The organism is Streptomyces sp. NC-S4 (assembly GCF_054353315.1).
The window spans coordinates 1,513,233-1,533,237 of the sequence record NZ_CM135937.1; the positions used below are offsets into that span (position 1 = coordinate 1,513,233).

General features: G+C 72.9%; 15 protein-coding genes. 5 read left to right on the forward strand and 10 right to left on the reverse strand.

Going from position 1 to position 20,005, the window contains the following annotated elements:
* Positions 1-56: 56 nt before the first annotated feature.
* From ACXNSR_RS06280 to ACXNSR_RS06295, 4 genes are all read right to left on the reverse strand, one after another.
* Complete coding sequence (locus tag ACXNSR_RS06280) at positions 57-917, reverse strand: ABC transporter ATP-binding protein (protein WP_458641154.1); 861 nt, start codon at positions 915-917, stop codon at positions 57-59.
* 57 nt (positions 918-974) lie between these two features.
* Positions 975-2,042, reverse strand: a complete 1,068-nt coding sequence (locus tag ACXNSR_RS06285; RefSeq protein ID WP_458641155.1) for a FecCD family ABC transporter permease — start codon at positions 2,040-2,042, stop codon at positions 975-977.
* Positions 2,039-3,097 (reverse strand): FecCD family ABC transporter permease, encoded by a 1,059-nt coding sequence (locus tag ACXNSR_RS06290; protein ID WP_458641156.1) that lies wholly within the window; start codon positions 3,095-3,097, stop codon positions 2,039-2,041. The genes ACXNSR_RS06285 and ACXNSR_RS06290 overlap by 4 nt, the downstream gene beginning before the upstream one ends.
* Before the next feature lie 270 nt (positions 3,098-3,367).
* Positions 3,368-3,643 carry an isoamylase early set domain-containing protein gene (locus ACXNSR_RS06295; RefSeq protein WP_030009921.1) on the reverse strand — a complete coding sequence of 92 codons (276 nt, stop codon included), beginning with the start codon at positions 3,641-3,643 and terminating at the stop codon, positions 3,368-3,370.
* 311 nt (positions 3,644-3,954) lie between these two features.
* On the opposite strand from ACXNSR_RS06295, the gene ACXNSR_RS06300 reads away from it, so the two are divergent.
* The 5 genes from ACXNSR_RS06300 to ACXNSR_RS06320 all read left to right on the forward strand — a co-directional run bounded on the left by ACXNSR_RS06300 (position 3,955) and on the right by ACXNSR_RS06320 (position 14,560).
* Positions 3,955-6,180, forward strand: a complete 2,226-nt coding sequence (locus ACXNSR_RS06300) for an MMPL family transporter (protein WP_458641157.1) — start codon at positions 3,955-3,957, stop codon at positions 6,178-6,180.
* Positions 6,181-6,251: 71 nt separating this feature from the next.
* The gene (locus tag ACXNSR_RS06305) at positions 6,252-10,907 is read left to right on the forward strand and encodes an aminotransferase class I/II-fold pyridoxal phosphate-dependent enzyme (protein WP_458641158.1); all 4,656 of its coding nucleotides are present in this window, start codon (positions 6,252-6,254) and stop codon (positions 10,905-10,907) included.
* Positions 10,904-11,572 (forward strand): 4'-phosphopantetheinyl transferase family protein, encoded by a 669-nt coding sequence (locus tag ACXNSR_RS06310; protein ID WP_458641159.1) that lies wholly within the window; start codon positions 10,904-10,906, stop codon positions 11,570-11,572. Before ACXNSR_RS06305 ends, ACXNSR_RS06310 begins: the two co-directional genes overlap by 4 nt.
* Positions 11,573-11,701: 129 nt before the next feature.
* The gene (locus ACXNSR_RS06315; protein ID WP_458641160.1) at positions 11,702-14,140 is read left to right on the forward strand and encodes a SpoIIE family protein phosphatase; all 2,439 of its coding nucleotides are present in this window, start codon (positions 11,702-11,704) and stop codon (positions 14,138-14,140) included.
* Between the two features lie 189 nt (positions 14,141-14,329).
* Positions 14,330-14,560: a response regulator transcription factor gene (locus ACXNSR_RS06320; protein ID WP_458641161.1), complete on the forward strand. Its 231-nt coding sequence runs from the start codon at positions 14,330-14,332 to the stop codon at positions 14,558-14,560.
* A gap of 65 nt (positions 14,561-14,625) precedes the next feature.
* On the opposite strand, the gene ACXNSR_RS06325 is transcribed toward ACXNSR_RS06320, so the two are convergent.
* From ACXNSR_RS06325 to ACXNSR_RS06350, 6 genes are all read right to left on the reverse strand, one after another.
* Positions 14,626-15,642 carry a serine/threonine-protein kinase gene (locus tag ACXNSR_RS06325; protein WP_458641162.1) on the reverse strand — a complete coding sequence of 339 codons (1,017 nt, stop codon included), beginning with the start codon at positions 15,640-15,642 and terminating at the stop codon, positions 14,626-14,628.
* 202 nt (positions 15,643-15,844) lie between these two features.
* On the reverse strand, positions 15,845-16,414 hold the full coding sequence (locus ACXNSR_RS06330; protein WP_458641163.1) for a hypothetical protein: 570 nt from the start codon (positions 16,412-16,414) through the stop codon (positions 15,845-15,847).
* Between the two features lie 71 nt (positions 16,415-16,485).
* Positions 16,486-16,959, reverse strand: coding sequence for a hypothetical protein (locus ACXNSR_RS06335; protein ID WP_458641164.1), 474 nt, complete (start codon positions 16,957-16,959; stop codon positions 16,486-16,488).
* Positions 16,960-17,073: 114 nt separating this feature from the next.
* A complete protein-coding gene (locus ACXNSR_RS06340) occupies positions 17,074-17,676 on the reverse strand; it encodes a hypothetical protein (RefSeq protein ID WP_458641165.1) in 603 nt (200 codons plus the stop codon).
* Between the two features lie 249 nt (positions 17,677-17,925).
* The gene (locus ACXNSR_RS06345) at positions 17,926-19,134 is read right to left on the reverse strand and encodes a tetratricopeptide repeat protein (protein WP_458641166.1); all 1,209 of its coding nucleotides are present in this window, start codon (positions 19,132-19,134) and stop codon (positions 17,926-17,928) included.
* Between the two features lie 191 nt (positions 19,135-19,325).
* Positions 19,326-19,994: a hypothetical protein gene (locus ACXNSR_RS06350; protein ID WP_458641167.1), complete on the reverse strand. Its 669-nt coding sequence runs from the start codon at positions 19,992-19,994 to the stop codon at positions 19,326-19,328.
* Positions 19,995-20,005 lie beyond the last annotated feature (11 nt).

Below are 20,005 nucleotides of genomic sequence, written 5' to 3' on the forward strand. Positions count from 1 at the left end.
CTACCGCGCTCAAGTGAGGCTAGCCTAGCCTTACTTGCGATGTAACTTTGTTTGATCTATGAGGTGTGCACGTGGGCGCGCCCGATGGGCACGATGAGCGGCCGGTCCCCGACCGGGTCGTCGATCACCTTGGCGCGCAAGCCGAACGCCTCGTACAACAGCTCGGCGGTGATCACGTCACGGGGGTGCCCCTGCGCGAGGATCGAACCGGCCTTCATCACGATGAGGTTGTCGCTGTAGCGCGTGGCCAGATTGAGGTCGTGCAGCACCAGGACCACGGTGCACCCCGACTCGTGCAGGTCGTCCACGAGGTCGAGCACGTCGATCGCGTGCGCCAGGTCCAGATAGGTGGTCGGCTCGTCCAGGAGCAGCAGGTCGGTGCCCTGAGCCAGCGTCATCGAGATCCAGACCCGCTGCCGTTGCCCCCCGGACAGCGCGTCGACCGGACGGTCGGCCAGGTCGGACACCCCGGTCATGGCCAGGGCCCGCGCCACGACCTCGGCGTCGTCGGAGGACCACTGCCGCAGCCAGCTCTGGTGCGGATGGCGGCCCCTGGCGACGAGGTCGGCCACCGTGAGCCCGTCCGGCGCCACCGGAGCCTGCGGCAGCAGGCCGAGCCTCTTGGCCACGTCCCTGGTCCTGAGCCGGCCTATGTCCTCGCCGTCCAGCACGACCGATCCGCTGGTCGGTTTGAGCAGCCGGGACAGGGTCCGCAACAGGGTCGACTTCCCGCACCCGTTGGAGCCGATGATCGTGGTGATCACCCGCGGCGGGATCGAGACGTGGAGGTCGTCGATGACGACCCGGCCGCCGTACCCGACGGTGACTCCTCTGGCCGCCAGCCGTACGGCCTCGTCCCCGTCGGATTCGGTCCCGGCGATCTGCGATACGGCCACAACTCCCCCTGAAGTAGGCATGTCTGAAGGGTCTTGGGTCTGAGGGTCCGAGGGTCCGGAGGCCCGCGGGGAGCTCGGCTAGCGGAGGTTGGCCCGCACCAGCAGATGGATCAGGAAGGGGCCGCCGATCACGGCGGTCACCACCCCGACGGGGAGGGTGATCGGCAGTGCCGTACGGGCGACCAGGTCCGCGCCGGTCAGCAGCAGGGCTCCGACCAGCCCGGAGGCCGCCACCGGCGGTGTCGGGCACTTCGCCAGCCGCATCGCCACCTGGGGCGCCACCAGCGCGACGAACGGAACCGGACCGGCCGCGCTCACCGCCACGCCGGCCAGCAGCACCGCGCACAGCAGCAGCACCGCGCGCACCCTCGTGTACCGGACGCCCAGGCCCGCGGCCACGTCGTCGCCGAGGTGCAGCGGTTTGAACTGGAACGCGACCACCGTCACGACGGCCATCAGGGCGAGGGTGCACCACAGCGCCACCCCCACGTCGTCCCACGACCGGTTGTCCAGCGAGCCGACCAGCCAGGCCTGGGCCCGCGCGACGTCCCTGATGTCGGCCGTGACCAGCAGCCAGGTCGTGACCGCCTCCATCACGGCGCTCACCGAGATGCCGATGAGGATGAGCCGGAAGCCGTCGATCCCGCGCCGCCACGCCAGGAAGTACACGAGGAGACCCGTGCCGAGGCCGCCCGCGAGCGCCGCCCCCGACAGGCCCACGGAGTCGACGACCGCCGCGGCGGTCCCGCCCGACACCGTCACCAGGAACACCGCGACCGCGCCGGCTCCCCCGGTGATCCCCAGGATGTCCGGGCTGGCCAGCGGATTGCGCGCGATCGACTGGGTGATCGCCCCGGACACCCCGAGCGCGACGCCCACGACGAGCCCGGCCAGGGCGCGCGGCATCCGCAGGTCCATGATCACGAACTTGTCGACCTGCTCGCCCCCGCCGACGACCGTGGCCATCACCCGCGACAGGCCGATGGGGAAGTCCCCCACACCCATGGACACGCAGAACACGAGGAAGGTCGCCGCCGCCAGCAGCAGCGTCACGCACACGACCCACGGCCGCCACACGAACGAGACGGGACCGAGCCGTACGCCCGGCGTCACCGGTGCCAATGCCTTCACCTCGGTCCCGGTCATGCGCTCTTGAACTTTCCGCGCCAGACCAGGGCCGCGAAGAAGGGGGCTCCGAGGAGGGCCACGACGACCCCCGCGTCCAGCTCCCCCGGCCGCACCAGCAGGCGCCCCGCCATGTCGCAGACCAGCAGGACGATGGCGCCGAGCAGGCCCGCGTACGGCACCAGCCAGCGGTAGTCCGGCCCGGTCAGGTACCGGGCCAGGTGGGCCACCATCAGACCGAGGAAGGCGATGGGGCCGCACGCCGCCGTGGCGGCTCCCGCCAGCAGGGTGATGGCGGCGATGCCGACGGTCCGGCTCAGCACGACGTTCACCCCCAGCCCCCGCGCGACGTCGTCGCCGAGGTTGAGCAGGTTGAGGGCGGGCAGCGTGATCAGCGCGAGCACCAGCCCGACGGCGATGAACGCGACCACCGGCCAGATGACGTCGAACCCGACACCGGCCACGGAGCCCGCGTTCCAGAACCGCAGGGCGTTCAGCGAGGCCTTGTCGGAGAGCGCGACCGCCGTGGTCATCGCGGCGAGGAACACCGTGACCCCTTGCCCGGCCAGCGCGAGGGTCAGCGGATTGCCGGCCCCCCGGCCGATGCTCGCCAGTCCGAAGACCACGACTCCGGCGACGGCGGCACCCAGGAAGGCGAACCAGACGTACTGGAAGGGGCTCGCGAACCCGAACAGGGCGATCACCAGCACCACGGCGAAGGAGGCGCCGGAGTTCACGCCCAGCAGGCCCGCGTCGGCGATCGGATTGCGCGTGTACCCCTGGATCAGCGCGCCGCCGACCCCCAGGGCCACGCCCGCCACGACCGCGAGCACCGTACGCGGCACCCGTACGGTCCGCACGATGAGCCGTATCTCGGTGAGCCGCTGGTCGGGGTCCGGCGCCGCCGATAACCCGCGCCACACCTCCGCGGGGGTCAGCGCCCGCGCGCCGACGGCCAGCGACACCACCACGGCGGCCAGGAGGACCAGCACCAGGGCGACCGAGCCCACGACCCGCCGCCGACGGGCCTCCGTCACGCCCCTGGGCACGGGGCGTTCCACTGCAATCGTGCCCATGTCGCTCTACGTCATCCCTTCGATCCACCGCCCGGACGGGTCGGCACGCCGACGCAGCCGCGACCGAAACTTAGGCAAAGCTAAGCTGATTCCATGGCGCACTGTCGATAGACAAAACGGGCACGCGGGAGTGAGAGGTCGCCAACTCGCCCCAGAATATGTACTGTTGATCGATTAGATTAGCCTAACCTTACTTCATTTGATCAGCGCCGTACAAACGCGCCCCGGCCCATGGCCGGGGCGCGCACCGGTCTGTGGGAGAGCCGGCCGTCAGGTGTGCAGGCGACTGTTGGGACCGTCCTGGTCCCCGGCGCTCTCGTCGTTGAACCAGTAGTCCCCGGCCGCCAGGTACCGGAAGGAATGCGTGCTCTTGCTGGGCAGCTCCACGGTCACGGCCCGCTTGCCGTCCTTGCGGCGGGCCAGGGTGTGGACACCGGGCTGCCAGTCGTTGAAGTCGCCCACCACGCTGACCGGTCCCGGCGGGGTGTCGACGGGCAGGATGAAGGTGACCTCGGTGTGGTCCTTGCGCAGTTTGCGCTCCAGCATGGTGAGCTCCTGACAACGGCAGTGGGGGTGGTACGCCGCCCATAGTCGGCGGCGGACGCACCGGACGCACCCCGGCGCCGCCACTCCCACCACGGACCCACCACATCGAGTGACCCGCGGGCACGCAATGTCACCCTGCGTGCCGACGCGCTCGGGATACGTCCCCGTCCCCTCCTGTCAAGGTACGAATGGCCGGGACTACGGCCCCGTCACGCCCGCGGGCACGGTGGATATCGACCTTCCTGCGCCCGAGCAGGAGCGAATCGCCGTCCGTACCGGAGGCATCCATGTTCCGCCGCGCAGGGGCCTTCGTGACCCGTCACCCCCGACTCGTCCTCGTCGGCGCGCTCGTCTTCCTCGTCCTGTCCGTCGTTTTCGGCATGGATGCGACCGGACGGCTGAAGACGCAGGGGTACGACGATCCGCGGTCCGAGTCCAGCCGCGCCGCGCACCTGGCCGCCGAACGCCTCGGCGCCTCCCCGAACCTGGTCCTGGTGGCGCAGAGCGGCAGCCGTTCCGTGGACGACCCGGCCGCCCGCGGCGCGGGCGAGGAGCTCACCGGCAGGCTCGCCGCGCAGCCCCACGTGAGCGCCGTGACCTCGTACTGGACCGGCGGCGCGGCGGAACTGCGCAGCCGCGACGGCCGCGCGGCGATGCTGCTCGCGCACGTGGACGGCGAGGGGGAGGAGCTCGCGGCGCGGGCCGGGCGGCTGCGCGCGGAGCTGGCCGGCCCGGCCGGTGCCGACGGGGCCCTGACGGTGCACGCCGGGGGGAGCGCCCTCGTCGACGCCGAGCTCCAGGACATCTCCGAGTCCGACCTGAAGCGGGCCGAGTCCGTCGTCCTGCCGGGCACCCTGATCCTGCTGGTCCTGGTGTTCGGCAGTGTGGTCGCCGCGGCCCTGCCGCTGCTGATCGGGGTCCTCGCCGTCACCGGGACGCTGCTGGTCCTGAGCGTCCTCGGCCGGATCACCGACGTGTCCGTGTTCGCACTGAACCTCACCACGGCGCTCGGCCTCGGGCTGGGCATCGACTACGGACTGCTGGTCGTCTCGCGGTTCCGTGAGGAGCTGGCCGCCGGATTCCTTCCGAGCACCGCCGCCGTACGGACCGTGCGCACGGCGGGCCACACGATCGTCTTCAGTGCCGCGACGGTCTCCGCCGCGCTCGCCACGCTGTTGGTGTTCCCGCCGTACTTCCTGCGCTCCTTCGCCTACGCGGGCATCGCCGTCGTGGCGATCGCGGCGGTGAGCGCCGTGACCGTACTGCCCGCCCTGCTCGCACTGCTCGGCAAGCGGGTGAACGCCTGGGCCGTGCCGTGGCGCCGCCGGGTCCGCTCCGGCTCCCGGTCCGGGTTCTGGGAGGGGCTGGCGCGGATCGTCGTACGCCGCCCGCTGATCGCGGCGCTGCCGGTGATCGGCCTGCTGGCGCTGCTCGCCGCGCCCTTCGCGCACGCCGACTTCGCCACCCCCGACGACCGGGCGCTGCCGCCCGGCGCGGCCGCCCGGCAGGCCGGCGACCTGGTGCGCGACCGCTTCGACATGAAGGGCTCCGGTGCGCTGACGGTCGTCACCACGGGCGAGGTCCCCGCGCCGGAGCGGGTGGCGTACGCCCGTCGCCTGTCCGCGTTCCCGCAGGTCGCCCAGGTCGTGGGAGCCGACGGCGGCTTCCGGTACGGGCAGCGGGCAGCGGTCCCGGGCCCGGCCGGGGCCGCTACCCGGCCCGCCGCCGAGGGCCCGGTCCGGCTCTCCGTGGTGCCGCTGGTCGACCCCCGGTCGCACGCCGCCCAGCGGCTCGTCCACGACATCCGCGCGATCCCCGCCCCCGCGGACACCGAGGTCCTCGTCGGCGGCCCGAGCGCGGTCCTCGTCGACGCCAAGGCCACCGTCGGCGACCGGATCCCGTGGGCGCTCGCGCTGATCTCGCTGACGACCTTCGCGCTGCTGCTCGGCTTCACGCGCAGTCTGCTGCTGCCGCTGAAGGCCATCGCGCTGAACGCGCTGAGCCTCGCGGCCGTCCTCGGGGCCATGGTGTGGGTCTTCCAGTCGGGTCATCTGCACCAGCTGCTCGGCTTCACCCCGGGACCCCTCAGCACGACCATGCCGGTCCTGCTGTTCTGCATCGTCTTCGGGCTCTCGGTGGACTACGAGGTGTTCGTCCTCGCGCGCATCAAGGAGGCGCACGAGGCCGGGCAGGACAACGCCCGCTCGATCGTCACGGGCATGGCCCGCACGGGCGGGATCGTCACCACCGCCGGCGCGCTGCTCGCCTTCACCCTCCTGAGCTTCGGCACCTCGCAGGTCTCCCTCCTGCAGTTCTTCGGGATCGGTGCGGGCCTCGGCGTCCTCCTCGACGCCACGCTCGTACGGGGTGTCCTCGTACCTGCGCTCATGCGCCTGGCGGGCGGCCTGAACTGGTGGGCTCCGCGTCCCGTCCGGCCCGGGGAGCCGCTCCCGGCGTCCCGTCCGCCTCCGGCCCCCGTCCGCAGGTGTCCCGCGGCCCGCCCCGCCCCGCGGACCCCGGCCCGCGCCCGGCACTGACCTCCGTCGCGCATCCGTCCCTCCCGTACCCGTCGTCTCCCGCACCCTCCTCATGACAAGGAAGAACTCCCATGACCGACATCGCCATCACCGGACTCGGCTGCCGCTTCCCGGGCGCTCCCGACATCAGCGCCTACTGGAAGCTCCTGCTGAGCGGGGAACGGCAGTTCTCCGCCGTTCCGAAGGAGCGCTGGAACCACGAGACCTTCCACGAACCCGGGAATCCGTCCGCGCCCCATGCCGCGTACACCGACCAGGTCGCCTTCCTGGAGGACGTGGACCGCTTCGACGCCCTGCACTACGGCGTACCGCCCGCTCGCGCCCGGGCCATGGACCCGCAGCACCGGCTGCTGCTGGACGTCACCCGCGAGGCCCTCGACGACGCGGGGCTGGGCCGGGGCGACTTCGACCGGGAGAACACCGGGGTCTTCTGCGGAATGTCTGTGTCCGACTACAAGGACCTCATGTCGGCCCCCATCCGGGCCATCGCCCTGGCCGAGGACGCACGGCAGGCGGAGACGGACCCCGGCGGCCTCCTCGACGCCGTCAAGGACCACGCGGGATCGCTCGGCACCGTACAGCCCTTCAGCCTGCCGGGGAGCCTGCTCAACATGGCCCCCGGCACCGTCAGCCGGCACTTCGACCTCGGCGGGCCCAGCTTCGCCGTCGACGCCGCCTGCTCCGGCTCGCTCGTCGCCCTGGACCAGGCCATGGCCCAACTGCGCCAGGGCAGCTGCCGGATCGCCGTCGTCGGCGGCGTGTACCTCAATCTCACCCCCGACAGCCTGATCGGTTTCTCCACGCTGCGGGCACTGTCCCCCACCGGGGTGTGCCGCCCCTTCGACGAGGGGGCCGACGGTTTCGTTCTCGGTGAGGGCGCCGGCGCCGTCGTCGTCCGGCCGCTCGCCGACGCGCTCGCCGCGGGCGACCGGGTCTACGCGGTGATCAAGGGCATCGGCTCCGCCAACGACGGCACGTCCCCCGGCCCCCTGGCACCCGCTCCCGAGGGCCAGCTGCGCGCCATGCGCCGGGCCTACGACGACGCGGGGGTCGCCCCGTCCACGGTCGGCTTCCTGGAGGCCCACGGGACCGGCACCGCCACCGGCGACCGCGCCGAGGTGGAGGCGCTGCGGCGGCTGCGCACCGAGTACCCCGACGACGACCCCTCGCTGTGCTACGTCGGCGCGGGCAAGGCCCTCATCGGGCACTCGCTGTCCGCCGCGGGGATCGCCGGACTGATCAAGACGGCCCTGGTCGTCCACCACCGGACGATCGTTCCGCAGCCGCGGACCGCCCCGCACCCGGGCCTGGGCATCGACGCCGCGGGCCTGCGCATCGCCGACACCTCGCGGCCCTTTCCGGACTCGGGCACTGCGTGCCGGGCCGCCGTCAGCTCGTTCGGCTTCGGCGGGACGAACGTCCACGTGGTCCTGGAGGAGCGGCCCGCCCCCGCCCCTGCCACCGGGCCCGCCCCCGGCACCGGCCCTCGGTTCGTCCTGCTCTCGGCGGGCAGTCCCGAACTCCTGGACCAGCACATCGGCGACGTTCTCGACGCACTCGACACGGCGGACCCCGCCCCGCTGGCAGCCGTGGCCCATACCCTCGGCTCCCGCCGGCCGCTGACGGCCCGGCTCGCGATCGTGGCCGACGACACGGAGTCCTTCGTCCGGCGGCTGCGCCACGCCCGCGAGCAGCTCGTCGAGGGCGAGCGGGGCGACCTCGGGGACGACGCCTTCGCCGCCGACGCCCCGCTGCCTGCCGAGCGGCGCCGACTCGCCTTCCTCTTCCCCGGCCAGGGCAGCCAGCGGCCCGGCATGATGCGGGACCTGCACGAGCGGTTCCCCGGCTTCCGGGCGACCGTCGACGGCCTCGGCGCCGCGGCCCGCGAGGCCGCCGGCTTCGACATCGCCGACCTGCTGTACGGCGGGGCGGCGACCGCCGGGGACGAGGACGGGGAGACCGGGCACCGACTCGCCTCCACCGAGGTGTGCCAGCCGCTGCTGGGAACCGTCCAGATCGCCGCCACCCGGCTCCTCGCCGGTTTCGGCATCGCTCCCGACCTGGTCCTCGGCCACAGCGTCGGGGAGTTCGCCGCGGCCGCCGCGGCCGGCGCCCTCACCGACGAGGAGACCGTACGGCTGCTGGTGCACCGGGGCGCGGCCCTCCGGGAGGCCGAGAGCGGCCTGCGCGGCGGGATGCTCGCCGTACAGACCGACAAGGAGACCTGCCGCCGCCTCGTGGACGGCATCGACGACGTGTGGCTCGCCTGCTTCAACCAGCCGCGGCAGGTCGTGGTCAGCGGTACGCCGCACGGGCTCGACGCCATGCGCCGGGCCTGCGCCGAGGCGGGGGTCGTCACGGTGGCGCTCGACGTGTCGAACGCCTTCCACTCGCCGCGGCTCGCCGCCGCCGACGAGAGGATGCGCACGGACCTCGCCGACCGCCCCGTCAGCGGCCCCGTCCTGCCGTTCGTCTCGTCCGTGAACGCGGAGGTCTGCGCCGACCCGGAGCGGCTGCGCGAGCTGTGGGCCCGGCACGCGTCCGCGCCGGTGCGGTTCGCCGAAGCCGTGCGCACCGCGTACGACCGGGGGGCCCGGATCTTCCTCCAGATGACCGGCGGCAACTCGCTGCTGACCTCGGTCCGCCGCAACCTCACCGACCACGGCGACATCCACGTCGTCCCCGTCACCGGAGTGGCGCCGGACGGCGGCCGGAGCTTCGTACGGGCCCTCGCCCGGCTCGCGGTCCTGGGCGCCCCGGTCGACCCGCGCGCCCTGGTTCCCCGGGAGGAACGCCGACTGCTCGACCTGCCGGTGGCCAAGCTCGCCACCCAGTCCTACTGGATGCCCCGCCGGCGCCCGGGGACGACCCGCGCCTCCGCCCCCTCCGCACCCTCCGTCCCCTCCCGCCGGCCCCTGGACCCGTCCCGCCCCGTATCCCCCGAGGAGACCACGATGAACGCCGCTCCGCCCCACCCGATGGACGAACTGCTCCAGCTGGTCCAGCGGCAGACGGCGCTGCTCGCCCGCCTCGCCGAGACCCTCCCCGCGCCGAACCCGGCCGCGGAGGCGGCGCTGCTGGCCCGCCTCGCCGAAACCCTCCCCGAGCGGAACCGGGCCGCGGGCTCCGTCGCCCCCCGTGCGGCCGGGGCCGCCCCGGCGCAGCCGCCCGGGGGCACCACCACGGTCACGGAGTCCGTGCTCGCGCACGTGGCCCGGGTCAGCGCGTTCCCCGTGGACCGGCTGCGCGACGACCAGCTGCTGATCGACGACCTCGGCTTCGACTCGCTGATGCTGACCGACCTCTTCTCCTCCCTCGCGCGGGAGTGGCCGCAGTGGACCCGCGACGAGACGGCCACCGACCGGCCGACCGTCGCGGGGATCGCCGCGATGATCGCGCGCGACTGCGGCGACACCGGGCCGGCTCCGGTCCCCGAGCAGCGCTCCGCGGCCGAGGAGGCCCCGGCACCGCCGCCCGCCGACCCGGCGGGGGCCGCGCCGCCGCCCGAGGAGCACACACGGATCGAGTGCTTCCCGGAGGTCACCGCCCACGCCGAGCGCATCGCCACCCTCTCCGGGCTGGGACTGGCCAATCCGTACTTCCTCGTCCATGAGGGCGCGCTGACGGACACCACCGTCATCGACGGCCGGGAGCTCCTCTCCTTCTCCAGCTACAACTACCTGGGCATGGCGACCCACCCGCAGGTCAGCGAGGCGGCCCACGAGGCGATAGAGCGCTGCGGCACCTCGGTCTCCGCCAGCCGGCTGCTCTCCGGCAGCCGTCCGCTCCACCTGGAACTCGAGAGGGAGATCGCCGAGCTGCTCGGATGCGAGGCGGCGGTCACCCTGGCCAACGGCCATGCCACCAACGTCACCGTGATCGGCCACCTCGTCGGACCCGGGGACCTCATCGTCCACGACTCCCTCGCGCACGACAGCATCCTGCAGGGGTGCAGACTGTCCGGCGCGACCCGGCGTCCCTTCCCCCACAACGACGCCACCGCCCTCGACACCCTGCTGGCGCAGGTCCGCGACCAGTACCGGCGGGTGCTCGTCGTCGTCGAAGGCGTCTACAGCATGGACGGGGACATAGCCGACCTGCCCGCCCTCGTCGACGTCAAGCGCCGGCACGGCGCGCTGCTGATGATCGACGAGGCGCACAGCATCGGGACGATCGGCCGGACGGGCCGCGGTATCGGCGAGTACTACGGCATCGACCGCCCGGCCGTCGACCTGTGGTCGGGCACGCTGTCGAAGGCGCTGGCGAGCTGCGGCGGCTACGTCGCGGGGAGCCGCCCGGTCGTGGAGTACCTGCGCTACACCGTGCCGGGCTTCGTCTACAGCGCCGGCATGACCCCGGCCGACACCGCGGCCTCGCTGACCGCCCTGCGCATGCTGCGGGCCGAACCGCAGCGGGTGGCACGGCTCTCGGAGAACGCGGCGCTCTTCGTCCACCTCGCCCGCGAGGCGGGCATCAACACCGGGGACAGCCATGACACGCCGGTCGTGCCGTGCATCGTCGGGGATTCGCTGAAGACGCTGCGGCTCGCGGAGGCCCTGTTCCGGCAGGGCATCAGCGTCAACCCCATCCTCCATCCGGCCGTACCGGAGGAACTGGCCCGGCTGCGGTTCTTCATCACCTACGACCACACCCCCGGCCAGATCCGCCGTGCCGTGGCCGCGCTGGCGCGCGAGCTGCCGCTCCTCGAATCGTCCCCGGTCTCATGACCGCCACCGCCGCCGTGGACGCCGTCCTCCCGCCGATCACGGCAGGCCGGGTGCACCGGTGGGGCGGGGCCCGCCTGATCGTGGCCCGGGCCCACGAGCTGCGGCGGGCTCCGCAGCTCTCACCGGCCGAGCGGCGCGTGCTCGGCTCGCTGCCGGCCTGGCGGCAGGCCGAGTGGACGGCCGGCCGGCTGCTCGCGAAGCGGCTGGTGGGCGAGGCGGTGTCCGGGCCGGCGGACGGCGTGGAGGTCCTCCCGCGGGACGACGGCAGCCCCCGTGTCCTCGTCGGCGGCAGCCCGGTACCCGCCCTGCACCTCTCCATCAGCCACACCCCCGGGTACGTCGCCGCGGCGCTCGCGCCGCAACCGGTCGGGGTGGACCTGTGCGAGTTCGCCTCGGCCGACGCCGTACGCCGGGTCGCGGACCATTTCCTGTCGCCCGAGGAGCTCTCCCTCATCGGCGGGGAGCGGTCCGACGCCATGGCCGGGGCCTGGGCGCTGAAGGAGGCCGCGGTCAAGGCCGACCGGAGCGGGGTCTTCGGCGCGGCTCCGCGCGGCATCCCGATCCTCGGCCTCCGGCCGCCCGTCCTCGGTGGACGGCGCCGCGCGGTGGTGTGGCGGGCGGACGACGCGGCGCTCGCCCTCGTCCTCGCGCAGCCGGCCGGCTGAGTGCCCCGCGTGACGGAACTGCGTTGGTGCTCCTTGCCCGGCTGGATGATCCTGGTCAGAGGAGCGCCTGGCCGTGCACGTCCCCGTGGGGCGGCGGCAGCGGAACGAGCGAGGGCGAGATGAGTGGCGATGGAGCAAGTTCCCACCTCTCCTGGTGAGCGGCCCGCGGAGACGGGCGCCCCCCTCGAGTCGGCCTACACGGCCTCGGCGACGATCAACGAGCAGGGCATCGTCACCGAGTGGAGCGAGGGCGCGACCCGGCTGCTCGGCTACGTCCCGTCCGAGGTCGTGGGGCTGCCGGCCGCCCACCGGCTCGCCGATGTCCTCAATGACGCGGCGCGGCGGGTGCCGTCCGAGCAGGAGCGGTGGAGCGGCACGGTGGCGCTGCGCCACCGGGACGGTCACCGCATGGAGGTGGCGCTGCTCGCGCATCGCTGGACGTCCAGCGGCGGGACCACCAAGTGGTTCGTGGTGTCCGCCGTCGGGGCCGAGCAGCGCTCTCCCTGGGAGGAACCGCTGAAGGAATGGGCGTTCACCCAGTCCCCCTGCTTCCTGGCGATCTTCGACGCGGACCTGCGGCTGGTACGGGCGAACACCGGCATGGAACGCACGCTCTCCCTCACGGAGGCCGAGATGCGGGGGCTACGGCTGCCGGAGATCGCGCCGGATCCTGTGAGCGACGAGACCGAGCGCCGGATGCGCCTGGCGTTGGACTCCGGTGAGCCCCAGTACATGGAGGCCTTCGTCCACCCGACGGGCGCCGACGCGGAGCACGGCTGGGCCACCTCGCTCGCGCCGTTGCGGGACCCGGACGGCCGGGTGCACGCCGTGTGTCTTGCCGCGCACGACCGCAACGGGGTGGAGAGCGTCCAGCACCAGATGCTGCTGACGGACGAGGTCGCCGCCGCGCCCATCGGGACCACGCTGGACAGCGTCCGCACCGCGCAGGAGCTGGCCGACGCCGCCGTCCCCCGGTTCGCCGATTTCGCGGTCGTCGACCTGCTGGAACCGCTCCCCCGCGGTGACGAACCGTCCCCGGTTCCGGCTGACGGGCCGGTGGCCGTGTGCCGCGCCGCGGCGCGGTCGGTCCTCGACGGAACCCCCGAGTCCAGCGTCGCCGTCGGGGACACGACCAGCTATCCGCCGCTGTCGCCACCCGTGGCAGCGCTGGTCGAGGGGCACGGCGCCGTGTACGGGGACGCGGACCCGGCCCTCGCCCGGTGGGCGGCCGAGGATCCCGGAGCCGCCTGGATCGGGGAGTACGGGGCCCACTCGGTCATGGTGGTGCCGATGCGGGCCGGCGGGGCCACGCTCGGTGTGGCCGTCTTCAGCCGCCACCGGCGCCGGGAGCCCTTCCAGCCGGAGGACCTCCGGGTGGCCGGAGAGCTCACGGCCCGCGCGGCGGCCGGGATCCGCAACGCGTACCGGTCCGGCCGCGAGCACACGACGACGATGACCCTGCAGCGCAGCCTGCTCCCGCACACGCTGCCCGACCAGGCCGCGCTGGAGATCGCGTCCCGCTACCTGCCCGCGGCCGGTGAGGCCGGTGTGGGCGGCGACTGGTTCGACGTGATCCCGCTGTCGGGCGCCCGGGTGGCGCTGGTCGTGGGGGACGTCGTCGGCCACGGCATCCGGGCCACGGCCACCATGGGGCGGCTGCGCACCGCCGTACGCACCCTGGCCGATGTCGACCTGGGGCCCGACGAGCTGCTCACCCACCTCGACGACCTCGTCATCCACCTGTCGGCCGACGAGGGCGACCAGGAGTCCGGCGGGGAGACGGCCGGCGGCATCGGCACCACCTGCCTCTACGTGGTCTACGACCCGGTCATCCGCCGCTGCACGGTCGCCCGGGCCGGCCACCCGCCGCCCGCCGTGGTCTCCCCCGAGGGCTCCGTGTACCTCCTGGACGTCCCGGCCGGTCCCCCGCTGGGCCTGGGCGGCCTGCCCTTCGAGACGCTCGAGGTCGAACTGCCCGAGGGCAGCATCCTCGCGCTGTACACCGACGGTCTGCTGCAGGCCCGCGACCACGACATCGACGAGGCGCTGGACAGCATGTTCGCGGCCCTGGTCCGGCCCGCGGACACGCTGGACGCGGTGTGCGACCGCGTGCTGACGGCCATGCTGTCGCACCGCCCGGACGACGACGTCGCCCTGCTCGTCGCCCGGACCCGGAGCCTGCACGCCGACCAGGTCGTCGTCTGGGACCTGGATTCCGACCCCTCGGTGGTCGCCACGGCCCGGCGTCAGACCACCGACCAGCTGACGGCCTGGGGGCTGGAGGAGGCCGCCTTCGTCACCGAGCTCCTGGTCAGTGAGCTGGTCACCAACGCGATCAGGTACGGCCAGCCGCCCATCCAGCTGCGGCTGATCCACGAGAAGAACAGCACCCTGATCTGCGAGGTCTCCGACGCGAGCAGTACCGCTCCGCACATGCGGCGGGCCCGGACCTTCGACGAGGGCGGGCGGGGCCTGCTGCTGGTCGCCCAGCTCGCCGAGCGCTGGGGCACCCGGCACGCGGCCATCGGCAAGACCATCTGGGCCGAGCAGTCCCTCACCGAGTACTGAGGACGCGTACGAGGCTGGGCGACATGCACTGAAATGTTCCCTGTGACGCGCCTGTGACAGTCGGCGGACAGCTCCATGAAGTCCCGCCGACAAGCTCTTTATCAGGGACAAACACCGACATTCCGGTATACGTCCCCTGCTTCCGAGGACGTGAGCAGTGATGACCAGGCCGATCCGTCGGAGGAAATCATGAGCCTCACCCTCGTCGCCCCGCAGACCGAGACCACCACCCCCACCCTCGCCCCGCGCGAGCAGGAGGCACTGCGACACATCGCCGCAGGCTGCACCTACCTGCAGACGGCTCGCCAGATGGGCCTCTCCAAGCACACCGTCGACGCGTACCTGCGCCGCATCCGCGCCAAGCTGAACATCAGCACCACGGCCGAGATGACCCGACTGGCCATCTCGATGGGACTGTGACGACCGCGGCGACGAAACGCCCGCCCCGCCCGTAACGGGCGGGGCGGGCGTTTCTCGTCTGAGGACTAAGAACCGCCGGACAGGCCGTAGAAGACCGGCCGGGCCCAGAGCGGGGGCTCCCGCGGGGGCGCGGAGCTCCCCGGGACACCGGGGGGACGGGCATCGCGGCGCGACGGCGGATCGGCGTAACGGCCGGCTCCGCCTCCCGTGGCGTCGCGCAGGGCGGCCACGAATTCGAGGCAGGACCCGTAGCGGTCCTCCGGCACCTTGGACAGGGCCTTGGTCAGTACATCGGCGGCGGCGGGAGCGATTCCCGGGCGCCGTTCCGTCAGTGGGGGCGGGGGGTCGTACTGGTGCGCCCACAGCAGCGCCGCGTCCTCCTCGCGCTGGAAGGGCGGCCCGCCGGCGAGGGTCTCGTAGACCACGCACGCCAGGCTGTAGAGATCGCACCTGCCGTCCACCGGCCTGCCGGAGATCTGTTCCGGCGCCATGTAGTCGAGCGTGCCGACGAACTCTCCGTCCGTGGTGAACCCGGTCAGCGCCAGCGACTTCTTCGTCAGCCCGAAGTCCGTGAGGTAGATGTGCTCGGGATGCTCGCTGTCGGTGCCCGCGGCGACCAGGATGTTGCCGGGCTTGACGTCCCGGTGCACCAGATCGTGGTCATGGGCCGCGTCGAGCGCCGATGCCACCTGGGCGGCGATGCGCAGGGCGGTCGCCACGGGCAGCGGCCCCTCGCGGTCCAGCAGCGCGCGCAGGTCCAGGCCGGAGACGTAGCGCATGGCGATGTAGAGGACGCCGTCGGTCTCGCCGGCTTCGAAGATGGGCACGATGTGCGGGTGGTCGATCGACGCGGCCACCCGCGATTCGTGTGTGAAGCGGCGGCGGAAGGTCTCGTCGCGGGCGCGCTCGGGGGCGATCAGCTTGAGCGCGACCGTACGGTCCAGGCGCAGGTCCTTCGCGCAGTAGACGACGGCCATGCCGCCGCGGCCGATCATGCGCTCCACCCGGTAGCCCGCGATCTGCTTGCCGATGAGGCCCGAGGCACGGCCGGCGTACACGCTGAGGTTGGACGCCTCGCTCATCGGACGCCCCCCTCACCCCGCCGGGTGGCGCCACCGGACGCGGCAGGCCGCTCTTCCATACCTGGAAGTCTATCGAGCGGCCCACCCGCGCGCCGCCCCGTCGGGCGGCGGGGACGGTACCGACACCGACACGGACACGCACGCGCACCGGGACCGGTCCCCGAAGGGAGCCGGTCCCGGTGCGCGCCGCGGTCCATGGCGGTCAGTCGTCGTCGCTGCCGCCGGCGCCGCCGTTGCCGCCGAAGCCGCCGGTGGTCCCGCAGCCGAAGCCGAAGCAGATGCCGCCCTCGCCGCCGGTGCCGCCCTTGCCGCCGTCACCGCCGGGCAGTGCGACCCCGCCGGTACCGCCGGTGCCTCCGTTGGCGCTGCCGTTGCACGTCCCGGCGCAGATACCGCCCTTGCCGCCGGTGCCACCGGTACCGCCCGGCACGCCCGTGACGCCGGTGCCACCGTTGGCGCTCCCGTTGCACAGACCGGCACAGATACCACCCTTGCCGCCCTTGGTGCCGTTCACCGATCCCTCGCAGCTGCCCGCACAGACCCGGTCGCCGACTCGGACACTGCCCTTGTCCACCTTGACTCCGTCGAGCACCGCCCGGCCGTCGAACCGGGCCCCGCCCGGATTCGCGTCGCTGCCGGCGAAGGCGGAGGCGGAGACCGTCCGGACGGACGGTGCGGGGGCCGCCGTGGCGACCGGTGCCATCGCACCCGCGCCGATCAGAGTCGCCGAAATGATGAGACCGAGCCGAAACTTCGTGGATCGCGTGCGCATGAGATTCTCCCTTTGCCTGGAATTCGTTCTGCCGGCGCCCCGGCCCTTTTACGGACCGGGGCACTGAGGACTCAAGAGCGGACGTCGTCCGACATCAGGGCGAACCAGTCGCCGTCGACGTAGTACTTCTTCCAGGTGTCGATCTGCTCGTCCGTGATCTTGTACTTCTCGGAGATCTTCTTCGTGGTCTCCTCCGGGTCGTCGGCCGCCAGCACGATGAGCACGATGCGCACCTTGTCGACCACCGTCAGATCCGCCTTCGGCTTGTCGGGCAGGTCCTCGAACTTGAAGCAGCCGACCCCGCCGGGCTGGCCGGGCTCACCCGGCTGACCGGGCTCGCCGCCCCGGCCGCCCTTGCCGCCCTCTCCGCCCTTGCCGCCTGCGCCGAATCCGATGCAGTGTTCGGGCGTGTCGGCCGGGGCCGAGGCGCTGATGTTCGTGGGGGTGTGGGACTGCGACGCCTGCGCGGCGCACGCCGTACCGGTGACGAGGGCCAGAGAGGCCGTGACCAGGATGATCGGACGCTGCCAGGACTTCGTGAACATGAGGGGTTTCTCCGTTTCGGCACATACCGACGAGGGGGTGTGGGGGTGGAACTGGGGGGGGTGGGGGTGGAGGCCCGAAGGCCTCCACCCGTTGAGCGGGTACTGCGGTGAGGGTCAGAAGAGGCTGCCGCCACCGGCGCCGCCGTCGCCGCCCTCGCCGCCGATCAGGCCACCGAAACCGCCGTCTCCGGCCTTGCCGCCGGCGCCTCCGTTGAAGAAGCTGAAGCCGCCGTTGCCGCCGTTGCCGCCCTTGCCGCCCTTGATGAAGCCGTCGCCGCCCCCGCCGCCGCCACCGGCGTTGCCGCCCTGGAGGACGCCGAAGCCGCCGTCGCCACCGTTACCACCGGCGCCACCGATGCGGCCTTCGCCGCCACCGCCGCCACCGCCACCGGCGCCACCGAGCAGGAAGCCGTCTCCACCGGCACCGCCGTTGCCGCCCTTGCCGCCGGTCCCCTTGACGCTGCCGCCACCGGAGCCACCGGCACCACCGGCGCCACCGACGAGACCGCCGGTACCGCCCTTGCCACCGTCACCTCCGGCGCCCCCGGCGTTCGGGAGAGCGGTAGCGACGTGGGTGGCCACCGGAGCGGCCGAGGCCATGGACGCCGGAAGCACAACTCCTCCTGTGACCACAGCGGCCGCGGCGACCAGAGTGGCTACGCGGAAACCGCGGCGGGTGGGACGGACAACGTTGTTGGTGTGCATCTTGCGGTTCATGACTTTCTCCTACGAATTCAAGAGGGGTGTATGACGCCCCGGATTTCCGAGACGCTGCGGTGATGTCGACGAAGGAAGAGGTATTCCTTTTCTTCTTCCGCCTGCCTCGTTCTGTTTCCGTTTCCGGTGAGGCCCGCACCACAAGTAAGCCCCGGGGGCCATATCCGGGTCATGTTCCGGAATCTCGGGACTTGACACCCTCGTGAACGTCGGCTAAAAGCCCCGCTCGGCCGGGCGGCGGCTCCGGTCTCAGGCGCCGGGCGGCGGGGTCAGCGCCCGCAGCCGGTCCTCCAGGGCACGGACCTCCGCGAGGGAGGAGGCGTACATCTGCGGCACCTCGGCCGCCAGCTCGCGCATGAGGCCGACCGCCTCCGTGGCGGCCGCCAGGCCCTCGGCGAGGTCGGTACCCGCCTCGGCCCGCACCCGGGCGTGGAACGCCAGTGCCAGGGCGAGGTCGCCCCGCCGGGCCACGGGATTGATCGCGGCCTGCTCCCGCATCATCGCCAGGGCCCGGGTGGTGACCTCGGCCGCCTCCCGGAGCCGTCCCAGGTCGGCCAGTGCCGCCGCGAGCAGGGAGAGCGCGTCGGCGAGGAGCGCGCCGTGGACACGGGGATCGCCCTGGTCCAGATCCCGCAGGATGGCCACCGACTCCTGCGCGGCGGCCAGCGACGCCTCGCGGCTGAAGTGCGTCCGCGCGAGGTTGCCGAGCGCCATCGCGACGTCCCGCCGGTGGACCGCCGGGTTGACCCGCGCCAGCCACCGGTAGAGCGCCACCGCCTCCTGGGCGCTGCGCAGTGCCCGGCGCCCGTGGTTGCGCACGGCCCTGCGACGGGAGAGGTTGTTCACCGCCTGCGCGAGTCCGAGGGTGTGGGCGGCCGGGTCCGCCCGGGTCAGCCGCCGGTACAGCGCGACGGACTCCTTGGTGACCTTCAGTGCCTCGGCGTGCAGCCCGAGGCGCGACAGCACCACGCCGAGCAGGTTGAGCGCGTTGGCGAGCTGCGGGCGGTGCGCGGCGTCCGCACGGGTGAGCCTGCGGTACAGGCCGACGGACTCCCTGGACATCGCGAGGGCCTCCTGCGGGCGGCCCAGTCCCCACAGGGCGGTGGCGAGGCCCATCAGGGTGGCGCCCAGCGGTGCGGCGAAGGGCGCGTCGGCCTGCTGCGAGCGGCTCAGGGCCACGGCCTCGGAGGCGGTGCGCAGGCACTCCTCCCACCGCCCCAGCTTCGACAGCGCCTCGCAGCGGAACACCAGGACGTAGGCGAGCGAGGCGGCCGCGGTCAGGGCCTCGAGCCGGCCGGTCCGGACGTCGGCGATCCGCTCCCGGTAGAGCCGCGCCGCCTCGTCGGTGGCCGCCAGGGCCTCCTCGTACCGGCCGGCGAGCACCAGCCGGCCGCTCAGCTCGAAAGCTTCCGGGGCCGGATCGGGCACCTCGTCGGCATTCGTCTTCCCGTCGGGCATGGGGCCCCTCGCTCCCGCGGACGGACGGGGGCTGCCCGGCCCGCCGGTCGACGACGGAAGCTGTGGTGCCGCCGGACCCGCCCCCCGCGCCGGACGACCCCGTCAGCATGCCCGTGGGGGCCGCTGCCGAACCGGATGCGGCCGTCGCCGTCCGGCCCCGCCCCGGGAAGCGGGGCGGGGCCGGACGGGGTTCAGCGGGACGCTACGAACGCACGGCCGCCCTCTGCCGTGCAGGAACGCTTCTCCGCGGCCGTCATCTTGCGGCTCTTGACCACCACCGCGTTGCTCTTGCCGTCCGTGCCGTTCCTGGCCGGGCCGGTGATCGTGTCCTGGAAGAACCAGTAGTAGTGGCCCCACTTGGGGCTGTCGTAGTGGGTCTGCCAGGTACCGGAGACCTTCTGCATCACCTGGGCGCGCGAGATCCATCCGACCTCGCCGGGCTTCACCGTCATGTTGAGCGAGCTGCTCTCCGAGTGACTCGTCGACCAACTATGGCTGTAACTCGCGGTTACGCTCAGGTCAACGATGCCCGCTATCTTGCCTCCCGCCGTGACGGAGACGCCCAGCGAGTCGGTGGAACCCACCGTGTCGTCCCAGGTCATCGACTGGGTGGCGTCGGACGTGCTGCAGTTGAACAGCGAGTTCGACACCTGGCGGAACGCACCCAGGTACGCCTCCCCGAGCTGGGGCGAGTTGAAGGTGCACTTGCCTTCGCCCGAGGCGCAGTCCGCCGTGAGCTGCTGCCGGGTGGGCTGGTCGGCGGCGGATGCCGGAAGGGTGGTCGCCGCAGCGACGGCGCAGGCCGCGACCGCCATGGTCAACGTGCGTGCCGCGTAACGCCTGACGCGGTGTGTGGTCATCGTGGTGCCTT